This window comes from Cupriavidus sp. (assembly GCF_057315035.1).
In genome coordinates this window covers 1-20,685 of record NZ_DBHKYV010000056.1, presented here as the reverse complement: position 1 = coordinate 20,685, position 20,685 = coordinate 1, and the positions used below count along the sequence as shown (strand labels likewise).

Sequence of the window (20,685 nt, the reverse complement as noted above, 5' to 3'; positions counted from 1 at the left end):
ACGGAGGAGACAACCATGCGTCATATTGATGTTCACAAGCTCGCCGACGATGCGCGCTTCAACAAGTTCCATGCTGGCCTGCTGTTCTGGTGCGCGCTGATCATCATCTTTGACGGCTACGATCTTGCGGTAGTGGGCATTGCGCTGCCTTCCATCATGAAGGACATGGGCGTCGATGCCACCCGCGCCGGCTTGATGGTCAGCTCGGCGCTATTCGGCATGATGTTCGGCGCCGTCATCATGGGCACCATTGCCGATCGTATTGGCCGCACCAAGGCCATCGCCATCTGTATTGCATTGTTCAGCGTCTTCACTGCGGCTGCGGGCATGACCCATGATCCGGTCACGTTCAGCATTACCCGTTTCCTGGCCGGACTGGGTATCGGCGGCGTGATGCCGAACGTTGTGGCGCAGATGACCGAGTTCTCGCCGCGCAAGATCCGCGGCACCATGGTCACGCTGATGTTTAGCGGATATTCCGTGGGCGGCATGCTGGCGGCACTAATGGGGAAATCACTGATCGAGACCTACGGTTGGCAGTCGGTATTCCTGGCGGCCAGTGTTCCCGTGCTGATCATCCCCGCAGTGCTGAGGCTGATGCCTGAGTCACTGGCGTTCCTGATCCACCGCAATCGTCTGGACAGCGTCAAGGCAACACTGGCCCGCATGGAGCCCACGTACCGCGCGCAAGCGACGGACCGGTTCGATCTGCCGCAGGCCGAGAAGGGGACCAGCGCTCCCATCAGCATGCTGTTCCGTGATGGCCGTGGCTTCAGCACCGTAATGCTGTGGGTGGCCTTCTTTATGTGCCTGTTCATGGTCTATGCGTTGAGCTCCTGGCTCACCAAGCTGATGGCTGGCGCAGGCTACAGCCTGGGCTCGGCACTGACGTTCGTGCTGGTACTGAACCTGGGTGCGATGGCGGGCGCCATCAGCGGCGGTTGGCTGGCCGACAAGTTCAATATCAAGTACGTGCTGGTGGGCATGTACGCGCTGGCTGCGGTATCGATCACGCTGCTGGGCTACAAGATGCCAACCGAACTGTTGTTTCTGGTGGTCGCGCTGGCCGGAGCATCCACGATCGGCACGCAGATCGTTACCTACGCATATGCCGGGCAGTTCTACCCGGCCACGGTGCGGGGCACGGGTATCGGCTGGGCCTCCGGGGTTGGTCGAAGCGGCGCAATCCTCGCGCCTATCGTGATCGGCGTGCTGGTCAGCATGTCCTTGCCGCTCCAGCAGAACTTCGCGGCGATTGCGGTGCCCGCGGTGATCGCCGTGCTGGCAGTGCTGCTGATCGACCATAAGAAGTCGGCATCGGTCATCGATAGCAAGGCGAGCCAGGATGCGTCGGACTCCGGGAAAACGGTGGTTCTGCGCGCTGAACGCAGGAGTTCCTGAGAGGGCGCGCTTTGCCGATGATTCGGGGTGGGGGTGAGGCTGCGCTGTTTCGCTGGGTCACATTGCTCCATCCCGAACCAGCCCGAAGAATCCAACATCGCCCATCTGCCCGCCCTTCAAGACAATCTCGATACCGTCCCGTCGCGGTACACGGGACCACGCGCGGCACAGCGGTGCACCCGGGGTCAGTCCTGCCGAGATGGTGAGCGCCTCGATCTCCAGGGCGCTGGCCACTTCTCCCGAGCTATCGCCACCCGCTACCACGACGCGTCGCAGGTCGACTTCATCAAGTAGTCGTCGCATTACCTCGGCAAGAACCGCACCTACTTGCCGGGCGGCATCTGCCCGGCATAGTCCGTTGTTGCGCGCCGTTTCGTCGAAAGCCAGGACGCTGGGATCGTCCGGTCCCTCGGCGCTGAAGACGATCACACTCGTGCCATCGCTGATTGCCTTGGCGCCTATCTGCACGACGCGTTCAATCTCGTCACTGCGGGTGCGATCATTCAAGGCATTGGCTAGTTGCAGGCGTTCGGCATGGAAGCCGTTCTCCCGAGCCCATTGAATTTGCCCCGCCGTGACAGGCGAACAGCTTCCGCTGACGACTGCGATGGATGGAACGGGGCCGGCGACCGGCAAGGACGGCTTGGCGGGAAGGAGTCCCTCGCTTCGCCAATAGGATGTCAGCGCATATTGCAACCCGGATGAGGACGCGCTGAACACCCCTTCGGCGCGGTGCTCCCATATCAAGCGACCTGCCGCGAGTAGCGTTTCATCGTCGAGCACGTCAATCATCACGACTGGAACGTCGTCGCCCTGGATCGCATCCAGGCGTTGTGCCGCTTTGCCCTGGCGCAGTTGCACCATGTCGACGAGTTCGATGCGGCGTTGCGTCTGCGCCGACAGATGCCGGCGCAGATCTGCTTCAGCCATGGGCGTGACGGGATGCCGAGACATTGTGGGATGTCGGTCCAGCCGGTATCCCACACCATCCACCATGGCAAACAGATTGCCGAAGACCTGATAGCGCTTCAGTCTGGGCGCGCCAACGATGCTCGGTGACCACCGCCCATGCATGGTCTTGACACCGATGTCGATGGCCTTGCCGATGGAGCCGATCGTGGGCGAGGAATCGAACGTCGAGCAGACCTTGTAGTGAAGGATCGGTGCCCCAAGTCGAGCCAGTGCAGTCATGGCGCGGGGGAGCTCTTGCTCCATCCATTCGGGGCTACGACCGCGCGACGAGCCGGCGATCCCGACGCAGCGCACATGCGGAAATCGTGTCAGCAGTTCCGGGCAAGGGACATCAAGAAACAGTACACTCGGCACACCGGCAGCCGTCATCGCCTCCATCGCATCGGTGGAACCGGTGAAATCGTCCCCGTAGTAGGCGAGCAGGAGATTGTTCTGCGACATAGCCGAGCTCATCGCCAGAACTCCAGGGCAGCAGCGAGCGAAGGCTTCCGCGCGGCCTGTGTCTCCAGCGGAACGCCTTGCATCGCGGCATTCCAGGATTCCCGTAATGCCTCGACTCCGGCCGACACGCCATTGGGGTGACCGAAGATGCCACCGCCTGCGGTGTGAATCAGGTCAGCGCAGCCAATCGCAGCGTAAGTGTCATGCGCCTGCAGCCCCGTCTGCCCCGAACTGAAGACCGGCATCGCCGTCATGGGCGCACCGCTCATGACCGGAGCGAGTACTGATCTGGCTGCCACAACCACGCTCTCATCGGGTTCGCTGAACTTGTTCCGCAGCCCGTTCACGTGCAGGTGGTCTGCCCCGGCGAGGCGCCAGATCTTCTGCCAGGGTGCGTAGTCCCACCCCAGTGCGGGGCTGCGCGTGAGATACCCCCAACCGGCGCGGTGGGCGTGGATCGGCAATTGGGAGTGTCGACGCAGTTCGTGCAAGCCAACGATGCCTACCGAGTTCAGGCACACCATGACGCAAGTGCCGCCGTGCTCGAGCACGAGGTCATGACGGCGTCGCATCTTGTCGAGATCGCCGGTCAGGTTGAATGCCACCATCACTTTCTTGCCGGTTCGATCGGCTGCGGCGTTAACGACCCGCATGACCGCACGCACGCGTTCTTCGAACGGACAATGCGGACCATCGGCCTGCAATTCATCGTCCTTGATGAAGTCAATACCACCGTCGACCAGCGCTTGCACCTGCACGGCCGTTTCTTCTGCGGAGAGTCCGACGCTGGGCTTGATGATCGTACCGATGAGCGGGCCCTGTTTGACACCGGAGAGCCTTCGTGTGCCTTCGATGCCGAAAGCCGGGCCCGGATACGCGGCGGCGAACGACGGTGGCAGTTGCAGATCGATTAGCCGCAGGCCCGTCACCGCGCGAAGCTCGAACAAATTCCCTGCGATGGTCGCCATCAGCGTTGGCAGGCAAGCGCCCAGGTTCTCGATCGGCCAGGACAGTTCCAGCAGGCAGCGCGTGTATGTCTTCGACGTCTTGGGAGTCGGCAAGCTCGGCACGCTTGCCGTGTCGAGAATCTCGAGCCGTTCGACCCGCGCGCCGGAGCGGGCCTTGAGTTCCGGTGTTTCGGTTGCCAGTGCGACAAATGTCCCGCTGGACTGCTCGCCTGCGATGACCTCGGCCGCCCGCGCCGGATCGTCGCCCGTTTCGAGCCAGTAGGTGGCATGGATGCGTTCGGACATATTTTCTCCTGTTTGTCGCGTGCCTTTGTTGCACGACTCAAGTCTCAAGTGATGCGGCGAATGCTCTCAGCGATCTCTTCGCGGTCGAAGACCTTCAACCAGTCGTCGCGCATCAGGCGTGGCTTGCCGAACGTGATGGCCTTGTTGCAGGCATCAGAGAAGGCGCCGGGAATCTCATTGAAGATCACCGCCCCCAGGATGTTCATGTGGCCGAGCAGGAAATCGCGCGCACAGGCCTGCGGCACGCCGCGCTTTACCACTTCGTCCATCGCATCCCGCATCACTTGCAGCAGCGTTGCGCAGATCGTCTCTGACAGGCCTGGTTCGAGCAGCGCCATCTGGTCGACTGTGAGGCGGTACGAGTCCTTGATGGGCTGGTAGATGGCCTTTGCGACCGCTTCGCCGAGATCCCACGCGGACTCGGGGCCTTGCATCAGCGAGCTGGTGATCGATTGCCTGGCCGCACCGCCGCCGAAATAATCCCGCCGCGCGGCTTCGTCAACCTCGTCGTTGTAGATAGTCGGATGGCAGGGATGCGCGATGAAGTAGGTAAGATCCTTGCGGTCTGGCAGATGGCCAGCGAAGGGCGCGGCGGCGTCCAACAGCATGACCATCGTCCCGGGGCGCAGCTTCGACGATATTTCGTGGGCGATTTTTCCGATGATGGTGTCGGGGATTGCCAGGATCACGACATCGACGTTGTCGAGTGCCAGGTCCACGTCGGCGCACTCGAGACCTAGTTCGTCCTTCAGACGCTTTTGTCCAGCCGGGCTTGGTTCGACATGGTGCACGACGTAGTCTGACTTGAGCAGATTCCTTGACAGGCGTACACCCATCTTTCCACCAGCCCCAAACAGGGCGATCTTTGCTTTCATGCTAGTACTCCAGTTAGGTAGGCATCGTGATGTCGATGCACTGCGGATTCATTTCAGGTTTGCGTGCGGGTTGAGTGCGCCGTTTCGATTTGGCGCGGCCTGCTTCTCCCGGGCGGCGATGGCAAAGACGAGCACCGCGGAGAGCAGCATGAAACCGCCGACGATAAACATGGGCACCTGGTAAGAGCCGGTCGCATCCTTGACCGCGCCCGTCACGAACGGGGCGGCAAAGCCAGCAAAGTTGCCAATGGTGTTGATGAGCGCAATGCCTGCGGCTGCGCCGGCGCCGGAAAGAAAGCGACCCGGAATCGACCAGAAGTTGGGCAGCGCGGAGAAAATGGCGCACGCAGTCACGGTGATGACCGCCACGGTCGCGGCAGGCGAGTTCATGTAGAGCGCAACCGGGATACTGATGGCCCCAATCAGCGCCGGCGCCCCGACATGCCAAGGCCGCACGCCGCGGCGGGTCGCATCGCGGCTCCACAGGAACAGCGCGACTGCGGCCGGGAAATATGGAATGGCAGTGATCCAGCCTTTCTGGAACACATCGAACTTTGTACCGTACTGGGCTTCGAATCCGCCGATGATGGTGGGCAGGAAGAACGCCAGCGCATACAGCCCATAGATCAGGCCGAAGTAGGTCAGCGACAGCACCCAGACGCGGCCATCGCGCAGTGCCTGGCCGGCCATGCGGCCATGCGCATGGGGCTTGATCTTCTCTTCCTTGTCCAGTTCAGCGTTGAGCCAGTCGCGTTCGGCTTCGGTCAGCCACTTGGCGTGGGCGGGCTTGTCAGCCAGGTAGAACCACGTGATCACACCGACGACGATGGCCGGCACCGCCACGCCGAAGAACATGATGCGCCAGCCGGCGAGCCCGAACAGGCCATGCGCCTCGATCAGAAGCGCGGCAACCGGTGCGCCAATGACGATGGTGAGCGGCTGCGCCAGATAGAACAGCCCCAGCACATGGCAGCGGTGGCGTGCTGGTACCCACGTGCTCAGGAACAGAATGGCGCCAGGAAAAAATCCAGCTTCGGCAACGCCCAGCAGGAAACGCAGCAGGTAAAGGCCTTCGATGCTGCTGACCCAGGTGAACAGGATGGCGACAATGCCCCAGGTCACCATGATGCGCGCCAACCAGCGACGGGCGCCGTACTTGTGAAGGGCGAGATTGCTGGGGATTTCCAGCAGGATATAACCAACGAAAAATACGCCCGCGGCGAAACCGAATTGAGCGGCGGTCAGCCCCAAGTCCTTTGTCATGCCGTTCGGGCCGGCAAATGAAATGGCTGTCCGGTCCAGAAAGTTGATGAAGAACATCAACGCAATAAACGGTACCAGGCGTAGCGATACCTTACGGATCGCCGACCGCTCGATGGCGGAGTCTTCCAAGTTTTCCACGTTGTCTCCTGTAGGTCGTGCATTGGCAGGAACTGCCGAGCCGCTCGATCGCAGTCTTCCGCTGCTGTCGTGGTGTAATGGTATGATGAGTACATCAGTAGACCAAGAATGATTTGATCGGGGTTTACACGAGGGCGTGCTAAAAGAAAATCAAGGAGCACTTTCGGCGAAGTTCGGACGTGAGTCGTCCGCCGAGCCTTGGGCGCGCCAAGTGGAGACGGGGAAAGGGACTGCGGCGTGGAAAGCGGGCCGCGACCGCCTAAGGCTTGCCCCGGAGTCTGGGGCAAGCCAGTGCTATTGGACGCTTTAAGAGGACGCTTTAAGAGATGTCTGCCGTTGTACCGTCCAGCGTGCGATACAGGGCGTTAGCCCGGGTAAGGTGATCGGACATGGCGCGGGCGGCGCCCTCGGCGTCGTGCATCGCCACGGCGTCAATCACGCGTTGGTGCTCGGCAAGCGTCAAGTCTTCGGCGCCCGGCGCCCGCACGATGCCACGATAATATTCGCGCGCCCATTCAAACATGGCCTGGACGATCGCCGGGAAGATCGGATTGCCGCTGATACGGGCCAGCTCGCAGTGGAAGGCCATGTCGCGCGTGAGGAAAACAGCCGAATCGTTCTTGGCCAAACGCTGTTCTTCCAACCGATTTTGCAAACGCTCAATGTCGTCTGGGGTTGCATTGGCGGCCGCGAGTCGCGCCATGCCGCACTCCAGGAATACACGCGCACCCTTCAGATGCTCCAGAGAGTCAGGATCGGTCCGCAGCAGATGCTGGGCGCCAACACCGATTTGCTGAATCAAGCCTTGTGGGGTAGGGATAACGACGCGCGCGCGTTCGCCGTGCGCAATTTCAATAATGCCGGCTCGTGCCAAGGCTTGGAGCGCTTCGCGGACGGCAGGCCGACCTACGCCGTAGTGCTCCATCAGGTCCCGCTCTGCGGGAAGCTGTTCGCCAGGAGCGATCTCGCCACCGCGGATGCGCTCGGTAAGCCGGTCTAGCACGTCTTCAAATAGCCGCCGCCTTTGGATAGGTTCACTTGTGGCCATGTCTCAACAGTCATGATGTCATCAGACCATATGATGGCATGAACAGGGCGTTGAAGGCCTGCTCACCACGGGGCACAGCGTCCTGATCGTGCTTGCGGCGCAGTTTCAAGATTGCTCAGCGAGCATACCCGTAGGTATTACGCTCACGGATCTTGCCGTTCGACTCATAGATAAGGACTTCAGCCCTTGCCATTGTTGCCAACGCGATGGCATCTGCGATGGCGATGTCGAGGGAGTCATAGGGGGTACGTTTGCCGGTGCCTTCGATCGCGAGGGCCCAATGACCTGCGTGGGGGACTACATGGATATCGCCGGACATACTTCTCCTTTGCTCGGTTGCACCTTGTGCGGCATTCTCGTGGCCAAGTGGCCAACTGCCGCCCGTTCGTTCAGGTCATCGAACATCACACCTGAGGACATGGCTGACAAACTCTACGCTCGCTGGGGGGCGATGGATGTCGGTGGCTGTCCGATTCGCTATTCGAAGGGTTTGACGCGCCTGAAAGCGGCCAGCAGGGCCAGGTCGTAGCTGATTTTCAGTAGGCCACAGGCGAGCAGCGGCGCCGCGACCCAGCCCAGCGCCATTAACGCCCCGGCAAGCGCCGGACTGGCTGCCGCAGCGAGGCTCCGGGGTACCGCCGTCAGGCTGGCGGCGGCGGTCCGCTCGGCTGGTGTTACCACCGCCATTACGAACGCTGTCCGGGTGGGCACGTCCATTTGCGACAGTGCGCTGCGCGCCAGCAATAGCAGCAGCGTTAGTGTCAATGATGGGGAAAAGGCCGCTGCAATCAGGAAGATGCTCGATGGGATGTGCGTAAACACCATGGTGTTCAACAGCCCGATCTTTCTTGCCAACGGAACTGCGGCGAGTTGGGACGCCGTGGTCAACAAACCAGCCCAGAAGAAGAACTGGCCTGCGGCGCCGGGAGACATGCCGAAACGCTCCATCAGCCATAGAGACAACAAGGCGTTGACGACCAGGCCACCGGCGAACGCGTCCACGCTGAACAGCATCGCCAGACGCATGACTATGCCACGTGATGCACCCAACGGAGTGGCGGCCGGCCGCGGCCCTGAATGTGGCTCGGGCAGTCTGGCATAGAGTGCGCAGAGCGCAAGGCCCGTTACCGCGTAGACAACGAACATCAGGCGCATGCCGCTCAGCAGCGGCACGCCGGCATGCATGGCAATCCAGCCCGGCAGGCCTGCGGCCAATGCACCAATGGCAGCGGAGAGAGAACCAACCAGACCGTAGCGGGCGAACAGCGCCGTGCGGGCATCTGGTATCGCTGCCTCGGCCAACCGGGCTTGTTCGAGCGGCAGAAATACACTGACGTCGCCCGAACTGGGATTCAGCGTGCCGATGAACGCGACGATCAGCAGCGGCCAGAGCGAGGAAAGGCTCGCAAAGGCCACGCCGGTAGCCGCCATCAGTAGCGCTGCCAGTATCAGCAGCCTGCGTTGCGGAAACCGGCTACCGACCAGCCCGATCAGGACCGTTGCCAGTGCCGATCCAGCCAGCGTGGCACTGCTGATCAATCCGACGGCAAGCGGCTCGAAGCCCAGGCCTATCAGATACGCGGGCAAGAGCACTGCGATGTATCCGTCGCAGAACCCACGTAGCGCTCGCCCAACGAGAAGCGGCATCACGCCGGCATGGATGCCGGGCGGTAATACAAGCGCCGCGATTCTCATATGGGTTGTCATTTCATGATTCGGTGCTTGAGGGTTTGCTGATCGTCGGGTGACTTCCGGCAGTCCATGCTTCGATACCGCCGACCAGATACCGGGCGTCGAAGCCTACCGCTTCCAGCAGCGCCGCACAGTCCTGGCCAACCTCGTGGCCGCGCACGCAATAGACGATAACCGGACGTTTCGCGTCGAGGGTGCCAATCAACTTGCCGAGTTCATCGGGATTGCACCAGATGGCCCCCGCAATCATTTGCTCACTCGCATCGAACGCTGGCTTGCGGCGGACGTCAATCAGTTGCGGTGAGCCCGGGGTCTGCAAGGCGGCGGCGAGTTCAACGGAGGAGATGGTGTTGGGCATGGGGGAGCCTGCTTCGGTTAGTGCTTTACCGTGGAATAAGCCACCAGGCCGATCAACGCCGCTCCGGCGACGATCACGGGCTCGGGCAGTTTCTTGAACTTCAGCAGCAAGGCGACCGTGACAAGCGCCAGCAATGCAGTCGGGATATCGACGATCGAGCGCCTGGCCAATACGATCACCGCCCCGGTAATTGCGCCGATGGCGGCTGCGGTGACGCCATCCACGAACGCCAGGATGGCGGGCAGCTTGCCGTATTTCTTGAAGTACGGCGCCGGCAGGATCGTGAACAGGTAGCACGGCAGGAACGTTGCGGCCGCGGCGATGCAGGCACCAGGCAAGCCCGCCACGAGGTAGCCGATAAATCCCACTGTGATGACGACCGGGCCGGGTGTGATCATGGCCACCGCGACGGCGTCAACGAACTGCTTGTCGTTCAACCAGTGGTGTTCAGTGACCACGCCGCCGTAGAGGAATGGCACGATGGCCAGTCCCGACCCGAAAACGAAGGCGCCGGCCTTGGCAAAGAACACGCCGATCTGCGCAAGGAGCGGCCAATCGAGCGCACTTAATATGCTGCTTGCCGCCGGCAATGGGGCCGCCGCCAACGCATTCAGCTTGCCCTGGCGCAACCACTTTGGCGGGGCACGCCAGAACCAGACCAGGACACCGGCTGCAAGGAATAGCCACGCAACCTCTGATTCGGTAATGACCGTCACGGTAACCAGTACCAGATAGATAAACCACAGCAATTTGTCTTTGCCCACGCTCTTGCGGGTCAGCTTGTATGCGCTGATGGCAATGATGCCGATCACTGCCGCACCCACGCCGTAGAACACGGACTGCATCCAGGTCAAGCCGCCAAAGCGCGTGTACGCCCAGCCGAGCGCCAGCACCATCAGGAACGATGGCAGTACGAAGGCAATGCCGACGAGCGTGGCGCCGATGATGCGGTAATGCACGTATCCGAGGTAGATCGCCAGTTGAGCGGCCAGCGGCCCTGGCGCAAGCTGGGCCAGGGCGAGCCCCTCCTTGTAGTCGGCGTCGGTGATCCACTGCCGCGCATCGACCAGATCGCGGTGCATATACCCGGCCAGCGCCACCGGGCCGCCGAAGCCGAAGGTGCCCAGCCGAAGGAAGTAAATCACCAATTGCCGCAGCGTATAAGCAGGGTCATTGAGCACCGGGCCGGCCATGGAGGTGTCGGGTAGTTGGGGCGAGTTCATCAGCGTTTGCGGGTGCTTGAGAAATGCGTGTACAGCGAGTCGAGTACCTGGCCGACTTCGTCCAGCAGCGCGTCGTCATTGGGCAGGCGCTCGCGCGCGCCGCCCAGCACCGCCTCGAAGCCTGCGGCTTCTGCAACGGGTGTGCCCCCGACGTCCAGTACATGCACCATCTGGCCCAGGCGGGCGAGTCCCTTGTTCTCGTCGAGTCCAAAGCTGGCGACCAGTACCTCAAAGGAAACGCGGTCGCCGCTGTGCGTAAACGTCGCGCCATCGAAGTCGAACCCCAGCGCGTCATCCGGGCATTGGTGAATATCGTCGAGCCAGAGGAAGGTGGCGTGGGGATCAATAAAGCGTCGGATCAGCCAGGCGCATGCAACGCGGTCTACCCAGAGATGGCGCCGGGTTGCCCAGCGGCGCCCCTGGTACTGGCTGGGGTCACGTCTCGGAACGCTGCCTGCCGTGCCACGTGGTTCGCCCGGTGAAAGCAGGATGTCGATCGCGGCATTGAAGTCGCGCCATTGCGCTTCGGCGCGGGCGGACGCTTCATTCGGGAAAAAGTCGATCTTGCGAATTGCGTCAAATCCTCGGCCGTGCCGCCGTGCCGTGCGCAGCAGTTCTGCTTCGTCGGTGGCGGACAATGTAGTCCGGGCACCGGAGACTTCCGCCATCCAGTCCGCGTATTCGGTGGTCCGGTCGAACAGCGCGCGATATTCGTGTTCCTGCTGCTCGTCGGTTGCGTGCACCGACAGCATCCAGACCTTGCCGTCCTCGCTGGCGGCATCGGCCGCTAGCGCCTGCAACTGCGCTCGCAGTCCTCCCAGGTCCGGCAGCAAGTAAGCCCCGTCGCGCAGCGCCGCGGCGCCCAGTGCCTTGATGCCACGCCAGAAGCGCATGCGGGCAGTGGAGGCAGAGGTCGGCAGGCTGACCACGAGCAGTAGCCAGGCGGTTTCGGGAGTGGATCGAAGGGCGTTCATGCAGCCAGCTTAGTGGGCTGTATGAGCTATTTCAATCTTGTAGAGATCTCTACAAAACTCTACAAGCGCTGGTGGCGCCAGCCTTGGCGACGAGGTTGGCGAAAGCACTTTGGACCCTCTTTGCACTACACCCTCGCACCGCAACGTCGGCGGCATGCCAGTGGGATGAACTAAGCTGAATTGCGACCGAAACGGAAGCAACCGGCTCGAATCTTGTCGCTTCCCTGATGGTTGCCAGTTCTAATAATTTCATCAACTTGGTGGGGGATGGCAATGAAATACATGATCAGCTGGTTCGACCGCCCAAAGGGTTCCGTTGAGGAGTACGAGAGCGCCCAACAGCGAATTCTCGATGTCTTTGGCCAGTGGAAAGCGCCAGACAACCTCAAGATCGAGTTATTCGTGGTGCGGGTGGGCGAGTGGGGTGGGCATATGCTCGTGGATTGCGACGATCCATTGACGGTTCACAAAGCCTGCTCGACATTCCCCGCCTTTGAGTTCCGGGCGCACCCGGTAATCCCCGTGGAGGATGCAGTCAGGGTCGAACTCGAGGCTATCGCCTGGCGCGACGGCCTGGGGAAAAAATAGCCTCCATGGCTCACCGATGTGGACCGCTGCCAGTCGTCAGGGAATGGAGGGTAGGGACCGAACCTTGCTGTATTTCGGTTGGCTGACCTTGTTCGTTTACCTGGCGACGCCGGCTGGCGCGCTCGTTGATATCCAGACGTCCTACATCCTCAAGAACGAGTTGCACGCGACGGCCACGCAGACCTCCGCGTTCCGGCTGGTGACGGGCATTCCCGTCTATATAGCGTTCGTGTTCGGGCTCGCACGCGATCAGTGGAGCCCGTTCGGACTGCGCGATCGCGGCTATTTCCTGATCTTCGCGCCGGTTACGGCGCTGGCCTGCGTCTGGATGGCGCATGCGGGCTTTACGTACATGGGACTGCTGGCCGGGACGTTGACGGCCATGCTGGCATTCCGGTTCGTCGCGGCCGCTTATCAGGGGTTGATTGCCCTGGTCGGCCAGGAAAAGCTCATGTCCGGCCGCCTGAGCGCGCTGTGGAACGTGATTGGTGCCGTCCCGGTCGTCGGCGGAGCTTTTGCTTCAGGCTATATCTCCGACCATCTGACCGCAAAGGAAGCGTTCTATCTGGTGGCGGTCTTCAACTTGCTGATTGTTGTACTGACGCTCTGGAAACCGCCTTCGGTCTTTGGACAGATCTATGAGGGCACACAGGCCCGGGCCACGGACTTTGTCGGCAACATCAAACGGCTGGTCAGGCACAAGGCCGTCTATCCAGCAGTGCTGATCTGCCTGCTATGGAACTTCGCCCCAGGCTCGGCTACGCCGTTGCAGTTCTATCTGAGCAATGAACTGCACGCGTCGGACTCCGTGTATTCGTACTACAACGGAATCTTTGCCGCAGCGTTCGTCCCGACATTCCTGCTCTACGGCTTTTTGTGCAAGAGAGTCGCGCTGAGCAAGCTGCTGTGGTGGGGCACGATTATCGCCGTGCCGCAGATGATTCCGCTGGCGTTCATTCACTCCGCCGATCTCGCCCTCGTGCTGGCGGCGCCGATCGGGCTGATGGGCGGCATTGCCACGGCCGCCTATCTTGACCTTGCGATGCGCTCGTGTCCGCCTGGCCTGCAAGGCACCCTGATGATGCTGGTGGATGGTGTGCTGGCGCTCTCGGGGCGCGCCGGCGACCTGTTGGGTGCGTGGATCTACAACAGCGCGCCGTCGCACGGGTTCACGTACTGCGTAGTCGCGACCACGGCCGTGTACGCGCTGATCCTGGCCGTGATCCCGCTGGCGCCGAAGGCGTTGATCGCGACGCGCGATGGCGAATCCAATCCCGACGTCTACTGCCCGTAGCCAGCCATATTGGCAGCAACGCATCCTGCCGCCAGGAGCGTCAGGTCATCCGCAAACTGGCCAATCAGTTGCGCGCCAATCGGCATGCCGGCAGACCCCGTGCCAATGCGAAACGCAACGGTTGGAACTTGCAGCACCGTCCATAGAGCACCGAACCGCGGGGAACCAGAGTCGACGATTCCCACTTCAGCCTCGCCGTCAGCCGCGGGATAGAGCAGCACATCAGAGTCAAGAAACAGCTGCGACAACTGGGTCTTGCCGGTTTCCACCCGCATGCGCATGGCAAGGTACTCCTGCGGCGAGATGTTTTCTCCGCCTGCCAGGCGCTGCAGGATTCGAGGGCTCATTTGCTCCTGCGCCGTGCACCACTCGTGCTTCAACGATTGCCGTGCTTCGTACGCAAATACGCGGCTCTGTTCCTCAGCGAGTGTTTCCAGGGCAGTCGGCAGGACAATTTCGGTTACCTGTCCGCCAGCCTGCGAGTACCGGCTTGCGAATGCCTCGATAGCCGACACGGCCTCAGCGCTCGCATACGCCCATTGCGACGAGCGCACCAGACCCAGCCTGGGCAGTCGAGCCATGTCCACGGCCTTCCGGGCCGCGGCTTCGCCGAACAGAAAGTAAGCGGCATCGTCTACGCGTCGGGTAAGCAGGCCGACCGTATCCTGCGAGTGACTAAGGTGTTTGACGCCAGCCGTGTTGATCAAGCCGAAGGTCGGCTTGTACCCGACAACGCCGCAGTACGATGCCGGCCGCGTAATGGAGCCCGTGGTCTGCGTGCCAAAGGCGACCGGTATCATGAAGTCGGCGACAGCCGCAGCCGAGCCACTCGACGACCCTCCCGGTGTGCGGGCAAGGTCGAGCGGATTGCGCGTACTCGCGGGCGATTGTGTCGCGAACTCGCTGGTCGCAACCTTGCCCAGGAGTACTGCACCCGCCTCAACGGCGGTGGCGACACAACCGGCATCCGCCGCCGGCTGGTAGCCCTGGTAGATTTGGGAGCCAAAGGCAGTGGGATAGTCGACCGTCTCGATAATGTCTTTCACGGCGAAGGGAATCCCACGCAACGCGCCGCCAGACTGGCGATCTGCGACCTGGGCGGCCCCCACGGCCTTGTCGGCATCGAGAGCCACGAAAGCCTGGACGAGTGGGTCCCTGTCCTGAATGCGTTCAATGCAGGCGCGCACCAGTGCTTCTGATGTCAGTTTGCCTTCGGCCATGAGCCGGGCAGCCTCGCGCACCCCAAGCCGATTTGGTTGAGAAATCATCTCAGTTCACCGTGATATTGGCCGTGCGGATCACGGTTGCCCATCGGTCGTGCTCGGCGCGCACAAATTTTGCGAAGGATTCCGGGGAGCCCGCAACGGGTACGGCGCCCTGGTCCAGCAGTTGTTTGCGTACGTCTGCGTCGCCAAGCACTCGCGCAACCTCGGTGTTGAGGCGCTTCACGATTGTTTCGGGGACACCCTTGGGTGCAAACAGCCCGAACCAGCCATCGACTACATAGCCCGGCACGCCCGCCTCGGCGACGGTCGGCACGTTTGGCAGCAGCGGGCTGCGCTGTGCCGACGTGACGCCAAGGGCGACGAGCTTTCCGGCACGAATCTGCGGCAGGCAGAGCGGCAGGTTGCAGAACATCAGCTGCACGCGCCCTGAGAGCAGGTCGGTGAGCGCCGGAGAGCCGCCTTTGTAGGGCACATGAAGCATCTCGGTCCTGGTCATCGACTTGAACAGTTCGGCCGACAAATGCTGGCTGCCGCCGGCGCCACCGGATGCGTAGGCGTATTGCTGCTTATGAAGGACTTCGATCAGTTCCTTCACGTTCTTGGCTGGGACGCTGGGATGCACCACCAGAACGTTTGGAACGCTGGCGACATTGATAACCGGAACGAAGTCGCGCATCGCGTCGAACTTCAGGTTTTTGTGCAAGCTGGGATTCACCGCGTTGGTGCTGGCTGCGCCAAACAACAGGGTGTAGCCGTCATGCTCGGCGGACGCCACATAGCCAGTGCCGATATTCCCGTCCGCACCGGCACGGTTGTCAACAATGATCGGTTGCGACCATGTCTCGCCCAGTTTGTTGGCGACAACCCGGGCCAACGTGTCGGTAACACTGCCCGCATTGAACGGCACCACCATGCGGATCGGCTTGCCCGGGTACGTTTCTGCGCCTTGTGCCATCGCGCTTGCGGGAAGGAAGGGCAGGGCGAGGCAGCAGAGGACCAATGCGCGCATCAATCGGGACGGAGTCATGGGAGAGCCTTATCGGTACGTGGGAATGCTCACAGGTTAAGACCACGCATTGGATCAATCCAATATAAAATTAGCGCTCATTCATATATAAAACATATCAATAGGATAGGCATGCTATCCCTCCATGCGTTAAAGCTGTTCGTGGTGGTAGCCGAGGAACTGCACTTCGGCCGCGCCGCGCTTCGGCTGCATATCGCCCAGCCTCCGCTAAGTCAGCAGATTCGCCAGCTGGAAGCGGCGTTAGGCACGCGCCTTCTGACACGCACCACGCGAAGCGTGGAACTGACGCTTGCCGGACGCGTATTGCTCGAACGGGCGACGCAGCTGCTGGCGGACGCCGATGCGGCCGAGAACGCGGTACGGCAGGTTGCGGAAGGCCGCGTTGGTTCAGTCGCGCTGGGCTTCACCAGCAGCGCCGCCTATCGGGTGCTACCAGGCATTCTGGAAACATATCGCGCGGGATATCCGGACGTCGAAATGGTGCTGCGGGAACTGACCACCGATGTCCAGATTGCAGACCTGCGTAGCGGCAAGCTCGATGTGGCAATCGTGCGGGCCGATCAGACCGTTGCCGACGCAACGCTGGACAGTTTCGAGGTCGAGCGCGAGCCCATGGTGCTGGCCATGGCCCGTGAGCATCCGCTGGCGCAATCCCGCACCGTGCAATGGCGTGACCTCGACGGCGTAAGCCTGGTCAGCTTCAGTCGACGACTCTCGCCGTATTTCAGGAACCTGTGCGAGCGTGTCTTCCTGGCCGCGGGCATTCAGCCGCGCGTCGAGCAGGAGAGCGTGCTGCCTACCATGCTGGCGCTCGTGGAGGCAGGCATTGGCGTTGCGCTGGTGCCGGCATCGGCAGCCGAAATGCGGTCATCGCGGCTGGTCTACCGACAGTTGGCGCCACTGGAGGAGGTCGGGGTCCAGCCAGTGGAAGCCATTCTTCATTGCGCATGGGCGCGGAACCTCGACAATCCCGCGGCGCATGCGCTGATAAATCTGCTACGCATTGGTTAAAACTCCGACGGCGCCTCCCGTCAACGCCTGATCATCAGCGAACACACCGCACTCACGGCACATAGTGTGGCGACGATCGGGAAAATGATCGATGTCTGGCCGGTCGCATCGATCAGATGCCCGACCACCGGTTCCCCGAGTCCGGCGAACGCATATGACATGGTATTGAGCACGCCTGTCGCGGTGCCTGCGGCGCGACGGCCGAAGATGTCGGGGCACAATGCCCAGAACGAGGACGCAGGGCCGAACACAAAGAAGCCGCACAGGAACAGCAACGCGATGCCGACCATGCTGCCATGTGGCACTTCCATCATGGTCAAGGCGGTGATTGTCGCCAGCACCATGTAGGAAACGATGGCCAGGTAGCGCTTGCCGCGGAACAGGACGTCCGAAATCCAGCTGTTTGACAGCGATCCGAGTGCCATGCCGACCGGCAGCGCGACCGTGATCCACCTCGGATCAATGGTGGTGGACGCGGTTTTCCAGTCCACGCCAAGGAAGTGCACCGGCACCCAGACCACGAGCGCGTAGCGCGCCGCATTCTGGAATCCGATGGCCAGGCCCGTGACGTAGAGTCTCCAGTTCTTCAACACCAGCGCATAGCGTTGCGCGCTGCTCAGATCGTCTCCGGCATCGGTATCCACCGAGTGCGCCCTGGTTTCGCTTTTGGTCGTTGCCAGCTGCTTGTCGTCGGGGCGCTCGGCCACGAACAGCATCAACACCAGTACGCCGAGCAGCATCGAAAGCGGCGCCAGACGGAAAATCCAGATCCAGTCGAGATGGAGTACGCCAAGGATGATCACCGGCAGCACATAGGCCAGCACCGATGAGAACCCGGAGAAGCCAACGTATACGCCATAGACGAATCCACGCCGCTCCACGCCCCACCAGTTCGACAGCAGCCGGCTGCCTGGCGCGAACCCCATCGACTGGAAATAGCCATTGAGGCCCCAGACAATCAGGAAGAACAGGAAGCTGTCGCCGAGGCTGAAGATCCAGTTGGCGGCCAGTGACAGCAGCGCGCCAAGAATCATCATCACCTTGCCGCCGAGCTTGTCGCCGAGGTTGCCGTTGACGAACTGACCACCGGCGTAGCACCACAACATGGTCGCGCTGATCCAGCCGATCTGGTATTTCGACAGGCCGAAGTCATGCTGGATACCGGCCACGGCAAAGCCAAGCGTCTGGCGGCCTGTGTAGTAGAAGAGGTAGCAAAACGTGACACCGATCAGCGCGCGCCATTTGTACTGGTCGAAGGTGGTCTGCGCGATGGCCGGCTGTTGCGGCCAGGCGTTGGTCGTCTCTGTGGGCATTGGGCTGTCTCCGAGCGGCGCGCAATCTATGGTTGCGCTGCGGTTCGATTAATGGACGTGAGAAGTGCGGCTCCCGCCTTGGCCGCATGGAAAACGGCCAGCGCGTGGAGCCCGGCTGGTGCTGGAGCTATCTGGATGTGAGTTGGGGTAGTGGCAAGCGTACGTTGTCGATTTAGCTCACACAACGCAATCATTCTCGCAATATCTGCGAAAAAAACTCACACGCTGGAGTACATGGCCGCGTACTTGCCCTCGTACTTGCTCGGGGCTGCGCAGGCTATTTGTGCTCGCCTTGTAACGACAACCAGTCGAGGAAATCGCGCAAGTAAACTGGCTTGTCGGCATCGCGTGGCAGCAGGCGGTAATAGGTGCTGCCCGGTGCATGGATGTCCGGAAAGGGCAATGCGATGCGCCCGCTGGTGCTGTCGGCATCGAGCGTCGGAAACGCACCGATGGTGCAGCCGAGATTGTCGACCACGGCCTGCAAGGTGACGAAGAAATGATCGAAGCGCAACGTGCGCAGCGGCCGCAGGTCTTCGATGCCCGCGTGCTGCAGCCAGTGCTCCCAGCTGCCCGGGCGCGTCTCGGTGTACAGCCACGCCGCCTCCGCAAGGTCCTGCAGATCGCGCAAGGGCGTGGCAGCAAACAGGCCCGGCCCGGCGATGACGGTTTGACGTTCCGTGAAAACGGGCTCGACCTCGAACTGGCCTTTTACATCGGCAGAGCGGCGGATTGCTACGTCGAAGGCGCTGCCGAAGCCCGATTCATTGCTGAAGGCGGTTGACACGCGTACCTCGACATCCGGATGCCGTGCCCGAAAATCTGCCAGGCGCGGAATCAGCCAGCGCATGGCGAACGTTGCCGGCGCGTTGACGCGAATGATTTTCTGGGCCGCGATCTTGCCGTAGCGCTCCGATGCCGCACCGATGTGATCGAACGCGGCACTGATCTCGCGGGCGAAGGCCTCCGCGTGGACCGTTGCCACCATGCGCTGCCCCTGGCGCACAAACATGGGCTGGCCCAGCCAGGTTTCCAGGATCTCGACCTGCCGGCTCACCGCACCGTGCGTGAGATGCAGTTCCCTTGCCGCGGCAGAGTAGCTGCCGGCCCGTACGGCGACTTCAAAGATGCGCAAGGCGTTCAGCGGGGGCAGCTTATGCGGCATGGCGGGGAGGGGATGTGTGAGGTTTCCTCGCAGAATAGGGTAAGTATCGTCGCTTGTGTGAAGAAATACGCCGGACTACGATCGTCTCACCCCATCGGAACTGAGACAAAACATGAGCAAAGAGATCGTCGTCAACGGCCATTCGTACCGCCTGCCGAGCGCCCCGACCGTCATCGTCTGCATTGACGGCTGCGAACAGGAATACATCAACCTGGCAGTTCAGGCGGGGGTGGCCCCGTTCTTTGAAAGCCTGACTCAGCGCGGTACGGTCCTGACCGGCGACTGCGTGGTGCCTTCCTTCACGAACCCCAACAACCTGTCGATCGTCACCGGCGCACCGCCGTCCGTGCATGGCATTTGCGGCAACTACTTCTACGACACCGAGACCAATGCCGAAGTACTGATGAACAACGCGCGCTACCTGCGCGCCCCGACGATTCTTGCGGAAGCTGCGCGCGCCGGGGCATCGGTGGCGGTCATCACCGCCAAAGACAAGCTCCGCGCGCTACTCGGCCACCGGCTGGAAGGCATCTGCTTCTCGGCCGAGAAAGCCGATGAAGCCACTCTCGCCGAAAACGGCATCGACGACGTGCTTGCCAAGGTCGGCATGCCGTTGCCATCGGTCTATAGCGCCGATCTGTCCGAGTTCGTGTTTGCCGCCGGTGTGCACCTGATGGAGACCGTGCGTCCAGACCTGATGTACCTGTCCACCACCGACTACGTGCAACACAAGCATGCACCCGGTACAGCAGGCGCCAACGCGTTCTACGCGATGATGGACCGCTACCTGCAGAAGCTCGATGCACTGGGCGCGGTGATTGGCGTGACGGCCGATCACGGCATGAACGCCAAGACCGATTCGCTGGGCCGCGCGAACATCCTGTTCCTGCAGGAATGGCTCGATGCGCAGTTCGGCAGCGCGTCCGGCCGCGTATTGCTGCCGATCACCGACCCCTATGTGGCGCACCACGGCGCGCTGGGTTCGTACGCTACGGTGTACATCGCACCGCAGGCCGATGCCGCAGCAATCCGCCAGGCCATCGCCGCGCTGCGGGGCATCGAGCTGGTCCTGGACAAGGCGCAGGCCTGCGAGCGCTTCGAACTGCCGGCTGACCGCATCGGAGACCTGGTCGTGGTGAGCGAGCGGCTTACCGTGATTGGCACCACGCCAAGCCGGCATGACCTCAGCGGCCTGGACGTGCCGCTGCGCTCGCACGGCGGGATGTCCGAACAGAAGGTGCCAGTGCTGTTCAACCGCAAGATCGCAGGCGACCTGACCGGACGGCTCAGGAACTTCGACATCATGCGCATGGCGTTGAACGGCGCGCAGTAGTTGAAGCGGAGCGGGGGAGCACCACAAGCCTTGATCCTGCCCTTGGTGGTCTCCCCTCTCCCGCACGGCGGGAGAGGGGCGGGGGAGAGG

General features: G+C 61.8%; 19 protein-coding genes. 5 read left to right on the top strand and 14 right to left on the bottom strand.

Going from position 1 to position 20,685, the window contains the following annotated elements:
• Positions 1-15: 15 nt before the first annotated feature.
• The gene (locus ACO550_RS36480; protein WP_315596035.1) at positions 16-1,401 is read left to right on the top strand and encodes an MFS transporter; all 1,386 of its coding nucleotides are present in this window, start codon (positions 16-18) and stop codon (positions 1,399-1,401) included.
• Positions 1,402-1,458: 57 nt separating this feature from the next.
• Here the strand turns inward: ACO550_RS36480 and oiaK are convergent, their stop codons facing one another.
• The 10 genes from oiaK to ACO550_RS36430 all read right to left on the bottom strand — a co-directional run bounded on the left by oiaK (position 1,459) and on the right by ACO550_RS36430 (position 11,638).
• Entirely contained in the window at positions 1,459-2,814 is a 1,356-nt protein-coding gene (gene oiaK / locus ACO550_RS36475; protein WP_315596034.1) for a 3-oxo-isoapionate kinase OiaK, read from the bottom strand.
• Between the two features lie 8 nt (positions 2,815-2,822).
• A complete protein-coding gene (locus tag ACO550_RS36470; RefSeq protein ID WP_315596033.1) occupies positions 2,823-4,067 on the bottom strand; it encodes a RuBisCO large subunit C-terminal-like domain-containing protein in 1,245 nt (414 codons plus the stop codon).
• 44 nt (positions 4,068-4,111) lie between these two features.
• Positions 4,112-4,942, bottom strand: coding sequence for a phosphogluconate dehydrogenase C-terminal domain-containing protein (locus ACO550_RS36465; RefSeq protein WP_315596032.1), 831 nt, complete (start codon positions 4,940-4,942; stop codon positions 4,112-4,114).
• Between the two features lie 48 nt (positions 4,943-4,990).
• The gene (locus tag ACO550_RS36460) at positions 4,991-6,262 is read right to left on the bottom strand and encodes an MFS transporter (RefSeq protein WP_485995126.1); all 1,272 of its coding nucleotides are present in this window, start codon (positions 6,260-6,262) and stop codon (positions 4,991-4,993) included.
• A 400-nt stretch (positions 6,263-6,662) separates the two neighbouring features.
• Complete coding sequence (locus ACO550_RS36455; protein WP_315596030.1) at positions 6,663-7,391, bottom strand: transcriptional regulator NanR; 729 nt, start codon at positions 7,389-7,391, stop codon at positions 6,663-6,665.
• Between the two features lie 115 nt (positions 7,392-7,506).
• Positions 7,507-7,710 carry a DUF2188 domain-containing protein gene (locus tag ACO550_RS36450; RefSeq protein ID WP_315596029.1) on the bottom strand — a complete coding sequence of 68 codons (204 nt, stop codon included), beginning with the start codon at positions 7,708-7,710 and terminating at the stop codon, positions 7,507-7,509.
• A 158-nt stretch (positions 7,711-7,868) separates the two neighbouring features.
• Positions 7,869-9,098 carry an MFS transporter gene (locus ACO550_RS36445; RefSeq protein WP_485995122.1) on the bottom strand — a complete coding sequence of 410 codons (1,230 nt, stop codon included), beginning with the start codon at positions 9,096-9,098 and terminating at the stop codon, positions 7,869-7,871.
• Between the two features lies 1 nt (position 9,099).
• Complete coding sequence (chrE, locus tag ACO550_RS36440; RefSeq protein WP_315596028.1) at positions 9,100-9,441, bottom strand: rhodanese family chromate resistance protein ChrE; 342 nt, start codon at positions 9,439-9,441, stop codon at positions 9,100-9,102.
• 17 nt (positions 9,442-9,458) lie between these two features.
• Positions 9,459-10,664 (bottom strand): chromate efflux transporter, encoded by a 1,206-nt coding sequence (locus tag ACO550_RS36435; RefSeq protein WP_315596027.1) that lies wholly within the window; start codon positions 10,662-10,664, stop codon positions 9,459-9,461.
• Positions 10,664-11,638, bottom strand: coding sequence for a chromate resistance protein ChrB domain-containing protein (locus ACO550_RS36430; protein WP_315596026.1), 975 nt, complete (start codon positions 11,636-11,638; stop codon positions 10,664-10,666). Before ACO550_RS36430 ends, ACO550_RS36435 begins: the two co-directional genes overlap by 1 nt.
• A 273-nt stretch (positions 11,639-11,911) precedes the next feature.
• On the opposite strand from ACO550_RS36430, the gene ACO550_RS36425 reads away from it, so the two are divergent.
• Together ACO550_RS36425 and ACO550_RS36420 are read left to right on the top strand one after the other, a co-directional pair.
• Complete coding sequence (locus tag ACO550_RS36425) at positions 11,912-12,226, top strand: DUF3303 domain-containing protein (protein ID WP_315596025.1); 315 nt, start codon at positions 11,912-11,914, stop codon at positions 12,224-12,226.
• Between the two features lie 16 nt (positions 12,227-12,242).
• Complete coding sequence (locus ACO550_RS36420) at positions 12,243-13,520, top strand: MFS transporter (protein ID WP_315596024.1); 1,278 nt, start codon at positions 12,243-12,245, stop codon at positions 13,518-13,520.
• On the opposite strand, the gene ACO550_RS36415 is transcribed toward ACO550_RS36420, so the two are convergent.
• Entirely contained in the window at positions 13,508-14,788 is a 1,281-nt protein-coding gene (locus tag ACO550_RS36415) for an amidase family protein (protein ID WP_315596023.1), read from the bottom strand. The genes ACO550_RS36420 and ACO550_RS36415 overlap by 13 nt on opposite strands.
• Position 14,789: 1 nt before the next feature.
• Positions 14,790-15,701: a tripartite tricarboxylate transporter substrate-binding protein gene (locus ACO550_RS36410; RefSeq protein ID WP_315596022.1), complete on the bottom strand. Its 912-nt coding sequence runs from the start codon at positions 15,699-15,701 to the stop codon at positions 14,790-14,792.
• A 183-nt stretch (positions 15,702-15,884) separates the two neighbouring features.
• Here ACO550_RS36410 and ACO550_RS36405 point away from each other — a divergent pair, with 183 nt between their 5' ends.
• Positions 15,885-16,784, top strand: a complete 900-nt coding sequence (locus ACO550_RS36405; RefSeq protein ID WP_315596021.1) for a LysR substrate-binding domain-containing protein — start codon at positions 15,885-15,887, stop codon at positions 16,782-16,784.
• Between the two features lie 20 nt (positions 16,785-16,804).
• Here the strand turns inward: ACO550_RS36405 and ACO550_RS36400 are convergent, their stop codons facing one another.
• Positions 16,805-18,097, bottom strand: coding sequence for an MFS transporter (locus tag ACO550_RS36400; protein ID WP_315596020.1), 1,293 nt, complete (start codon positions 18,095-18,097; stop codon positions 16,805-16,807).
• 277 nt (positions 18,098-18,374) lie between these two features.
• On the bottom strand, positions 18,375-19,262 hold the full coding sequence (locus ACO550_RS36395; RefSeq protein WP_315596019.1) for a LysR substrate-binding domain-containing protein: 888 nt from the start codon (positions 19,260-19,262) through the stop codon (positions 18,375-18,377).
• Between the two features lie 112 nt (positions 19,263-19,374).
• Between ACO550_RS36395 and phnA the strand changes: the two genes are divergently transcribed.
• A complete protein-coding gene (phnA, locus tag ACO550_RS36390; protein ID WP_315596018.1) occupies positions 19,375-20,595 on the top strand; it encodes a phosphonoacetate hydrolase in 1,221 nt (406 codons plus the stop codon).
• Positions 20,596-20,685: the final 90 nt, after the last annotated feature.

Excerpts from the sequence above, each read along its gene's own strand:
- ACO550_RS36480 (WP_315596035.1), top strand. The coding sequence starts at position 16 with ATGCGTCATATTGATGTTCACAAGCTCGCCGACGATGCGCGCTTCAAC.
- oiaK (WP_315596034.1), bottom strand. The coding sequence starts at position 2,814 with ATGTCGCAGAACAATCTCCTGCTCGCCTACTACGGGGACGATTTCACC.
- ACO550_RS36470 (WP_315596033.1), bottom strand. The coding sequence starts at position 4,067 with ATGTCCGAACGCATCCATGCCACCTACTGGCTCGAAACGGGCGACGAT.
- ACO550_RS36465 (WP_315596032.1), bottom strand. The coding sequence starts at position 4,942 with ATGAAAGCAAAGATCGCCCTGTTTGGGGCTGGTGGAAAGATGGGTGTA.
- ACO550_RS36460 (WP_485995126.1), bottom strand. The coding sequence starts at position 6,262 with ATGTTCTTCATCAACTTTCTGGACCGGACAGCCATTTCATTTGCCGGC.
- ACO550_RS36455 (WP_315596030.1), bottom strand. The coding sequence starts at position 7,391 with ATGGCCACAAGTGAACCTATCCAAAGGCGGCGGCTATTTGAAGACGTG.
- ACO550_RS36450 (WP_315596029.1), bottom strand. The coding sequence starts at position 7,710 with ATGTCCGGCGATATCCATGTAGTCCCCCACGCAGGTCATTGGGCCCTC.
- ACO550_RS36445 (WP_485995122.1), bottom strand. The coding sequence starts at position 9,098 with ATGACAACCCATATGAGAATCGCGGCGCTTGTATTACCGCCCGGCATC.
- chrE (WP_315596028.1), bottom strand. The coding sequence starts at position 9,441 with ATGCCCAACACCATCTCCTCCGTTGAACTCGCCGCCGCCTTGCAGACC.
- ACO550_RS36435 (WP_315596027.1), bottom strand. The coding sequence starts at position 10,664 with ATGAACTCGCCCCAACTACCCGACACCTCCATGGCCGGCCCGGTGCTC.
- ACO550_RS36430 (WP_315596026.1), bottom strand. The coding sequence starts at position 11,638 with ATGAACGCCCTTCGATCCACTCCCGAAACCGCCTGGCTACTGCTCGTG.
- ACO550_RS36425 (WP_315596025.1), top strand. The coding sequence starts at position 11,912 with ATGAAATACATGATCAGCTGGTTCGACCGCCCAAAGGGTTCCGTTGAG.
- ACO550_RS36420 (WP_315596024.1), top strand. The coding sequence starts at position 12,243 with ATGTGGACCGCTGCCAGTCGTCAGGGAATGGAGGGTAGGGACCGAACC.
- ACO550_RS36415 (WP_315596023.1), bottom strand. The coding sequence starts at position 14,788 with ATGATTTCTCAACCAAATCGGCTTGGGGTGCGCGAGGCTGCCCGGCTC.
- ACO550_RS36410 (WP_315596022.1), bottom strand. The coding sequence starts at position 15,701 with ATGGCACAAGGCGCAGAAACGTACCCGGGCAAGCCGATCCGCATGGTG.
- ACO550_RS36405 (WP_315596021.1), top strand. The coding sequence starts at position 15,885 with ATGCTATCCCTCCATGCGTTAAAGCTGTTCGTGGTGGTAGCCGAGGAA.
- ACO550_RS36400 (WP_315596020.1), bottom strand. The coding sequence starts at position 18,097 with ATGCCCACAGAGACGACCAACGCCTGGCCGCAACAGCCGGCCATCGCG.
- ACO550_RS36395 (WP_315596019.1), bottom strand. The coding sequence starts at position 19,262 with ATGCCGCATAAGCTGCCCCCGCTGAACGCCTTGCGCATCTTTGAAGTC.
- phnA (WP_315596018.1), top strand. The coding sequence starts at position 19,375 with ATGAGCAAAGAGATCGTCGTCAACGGCCATTCGTACCGCCTGCCGAGC.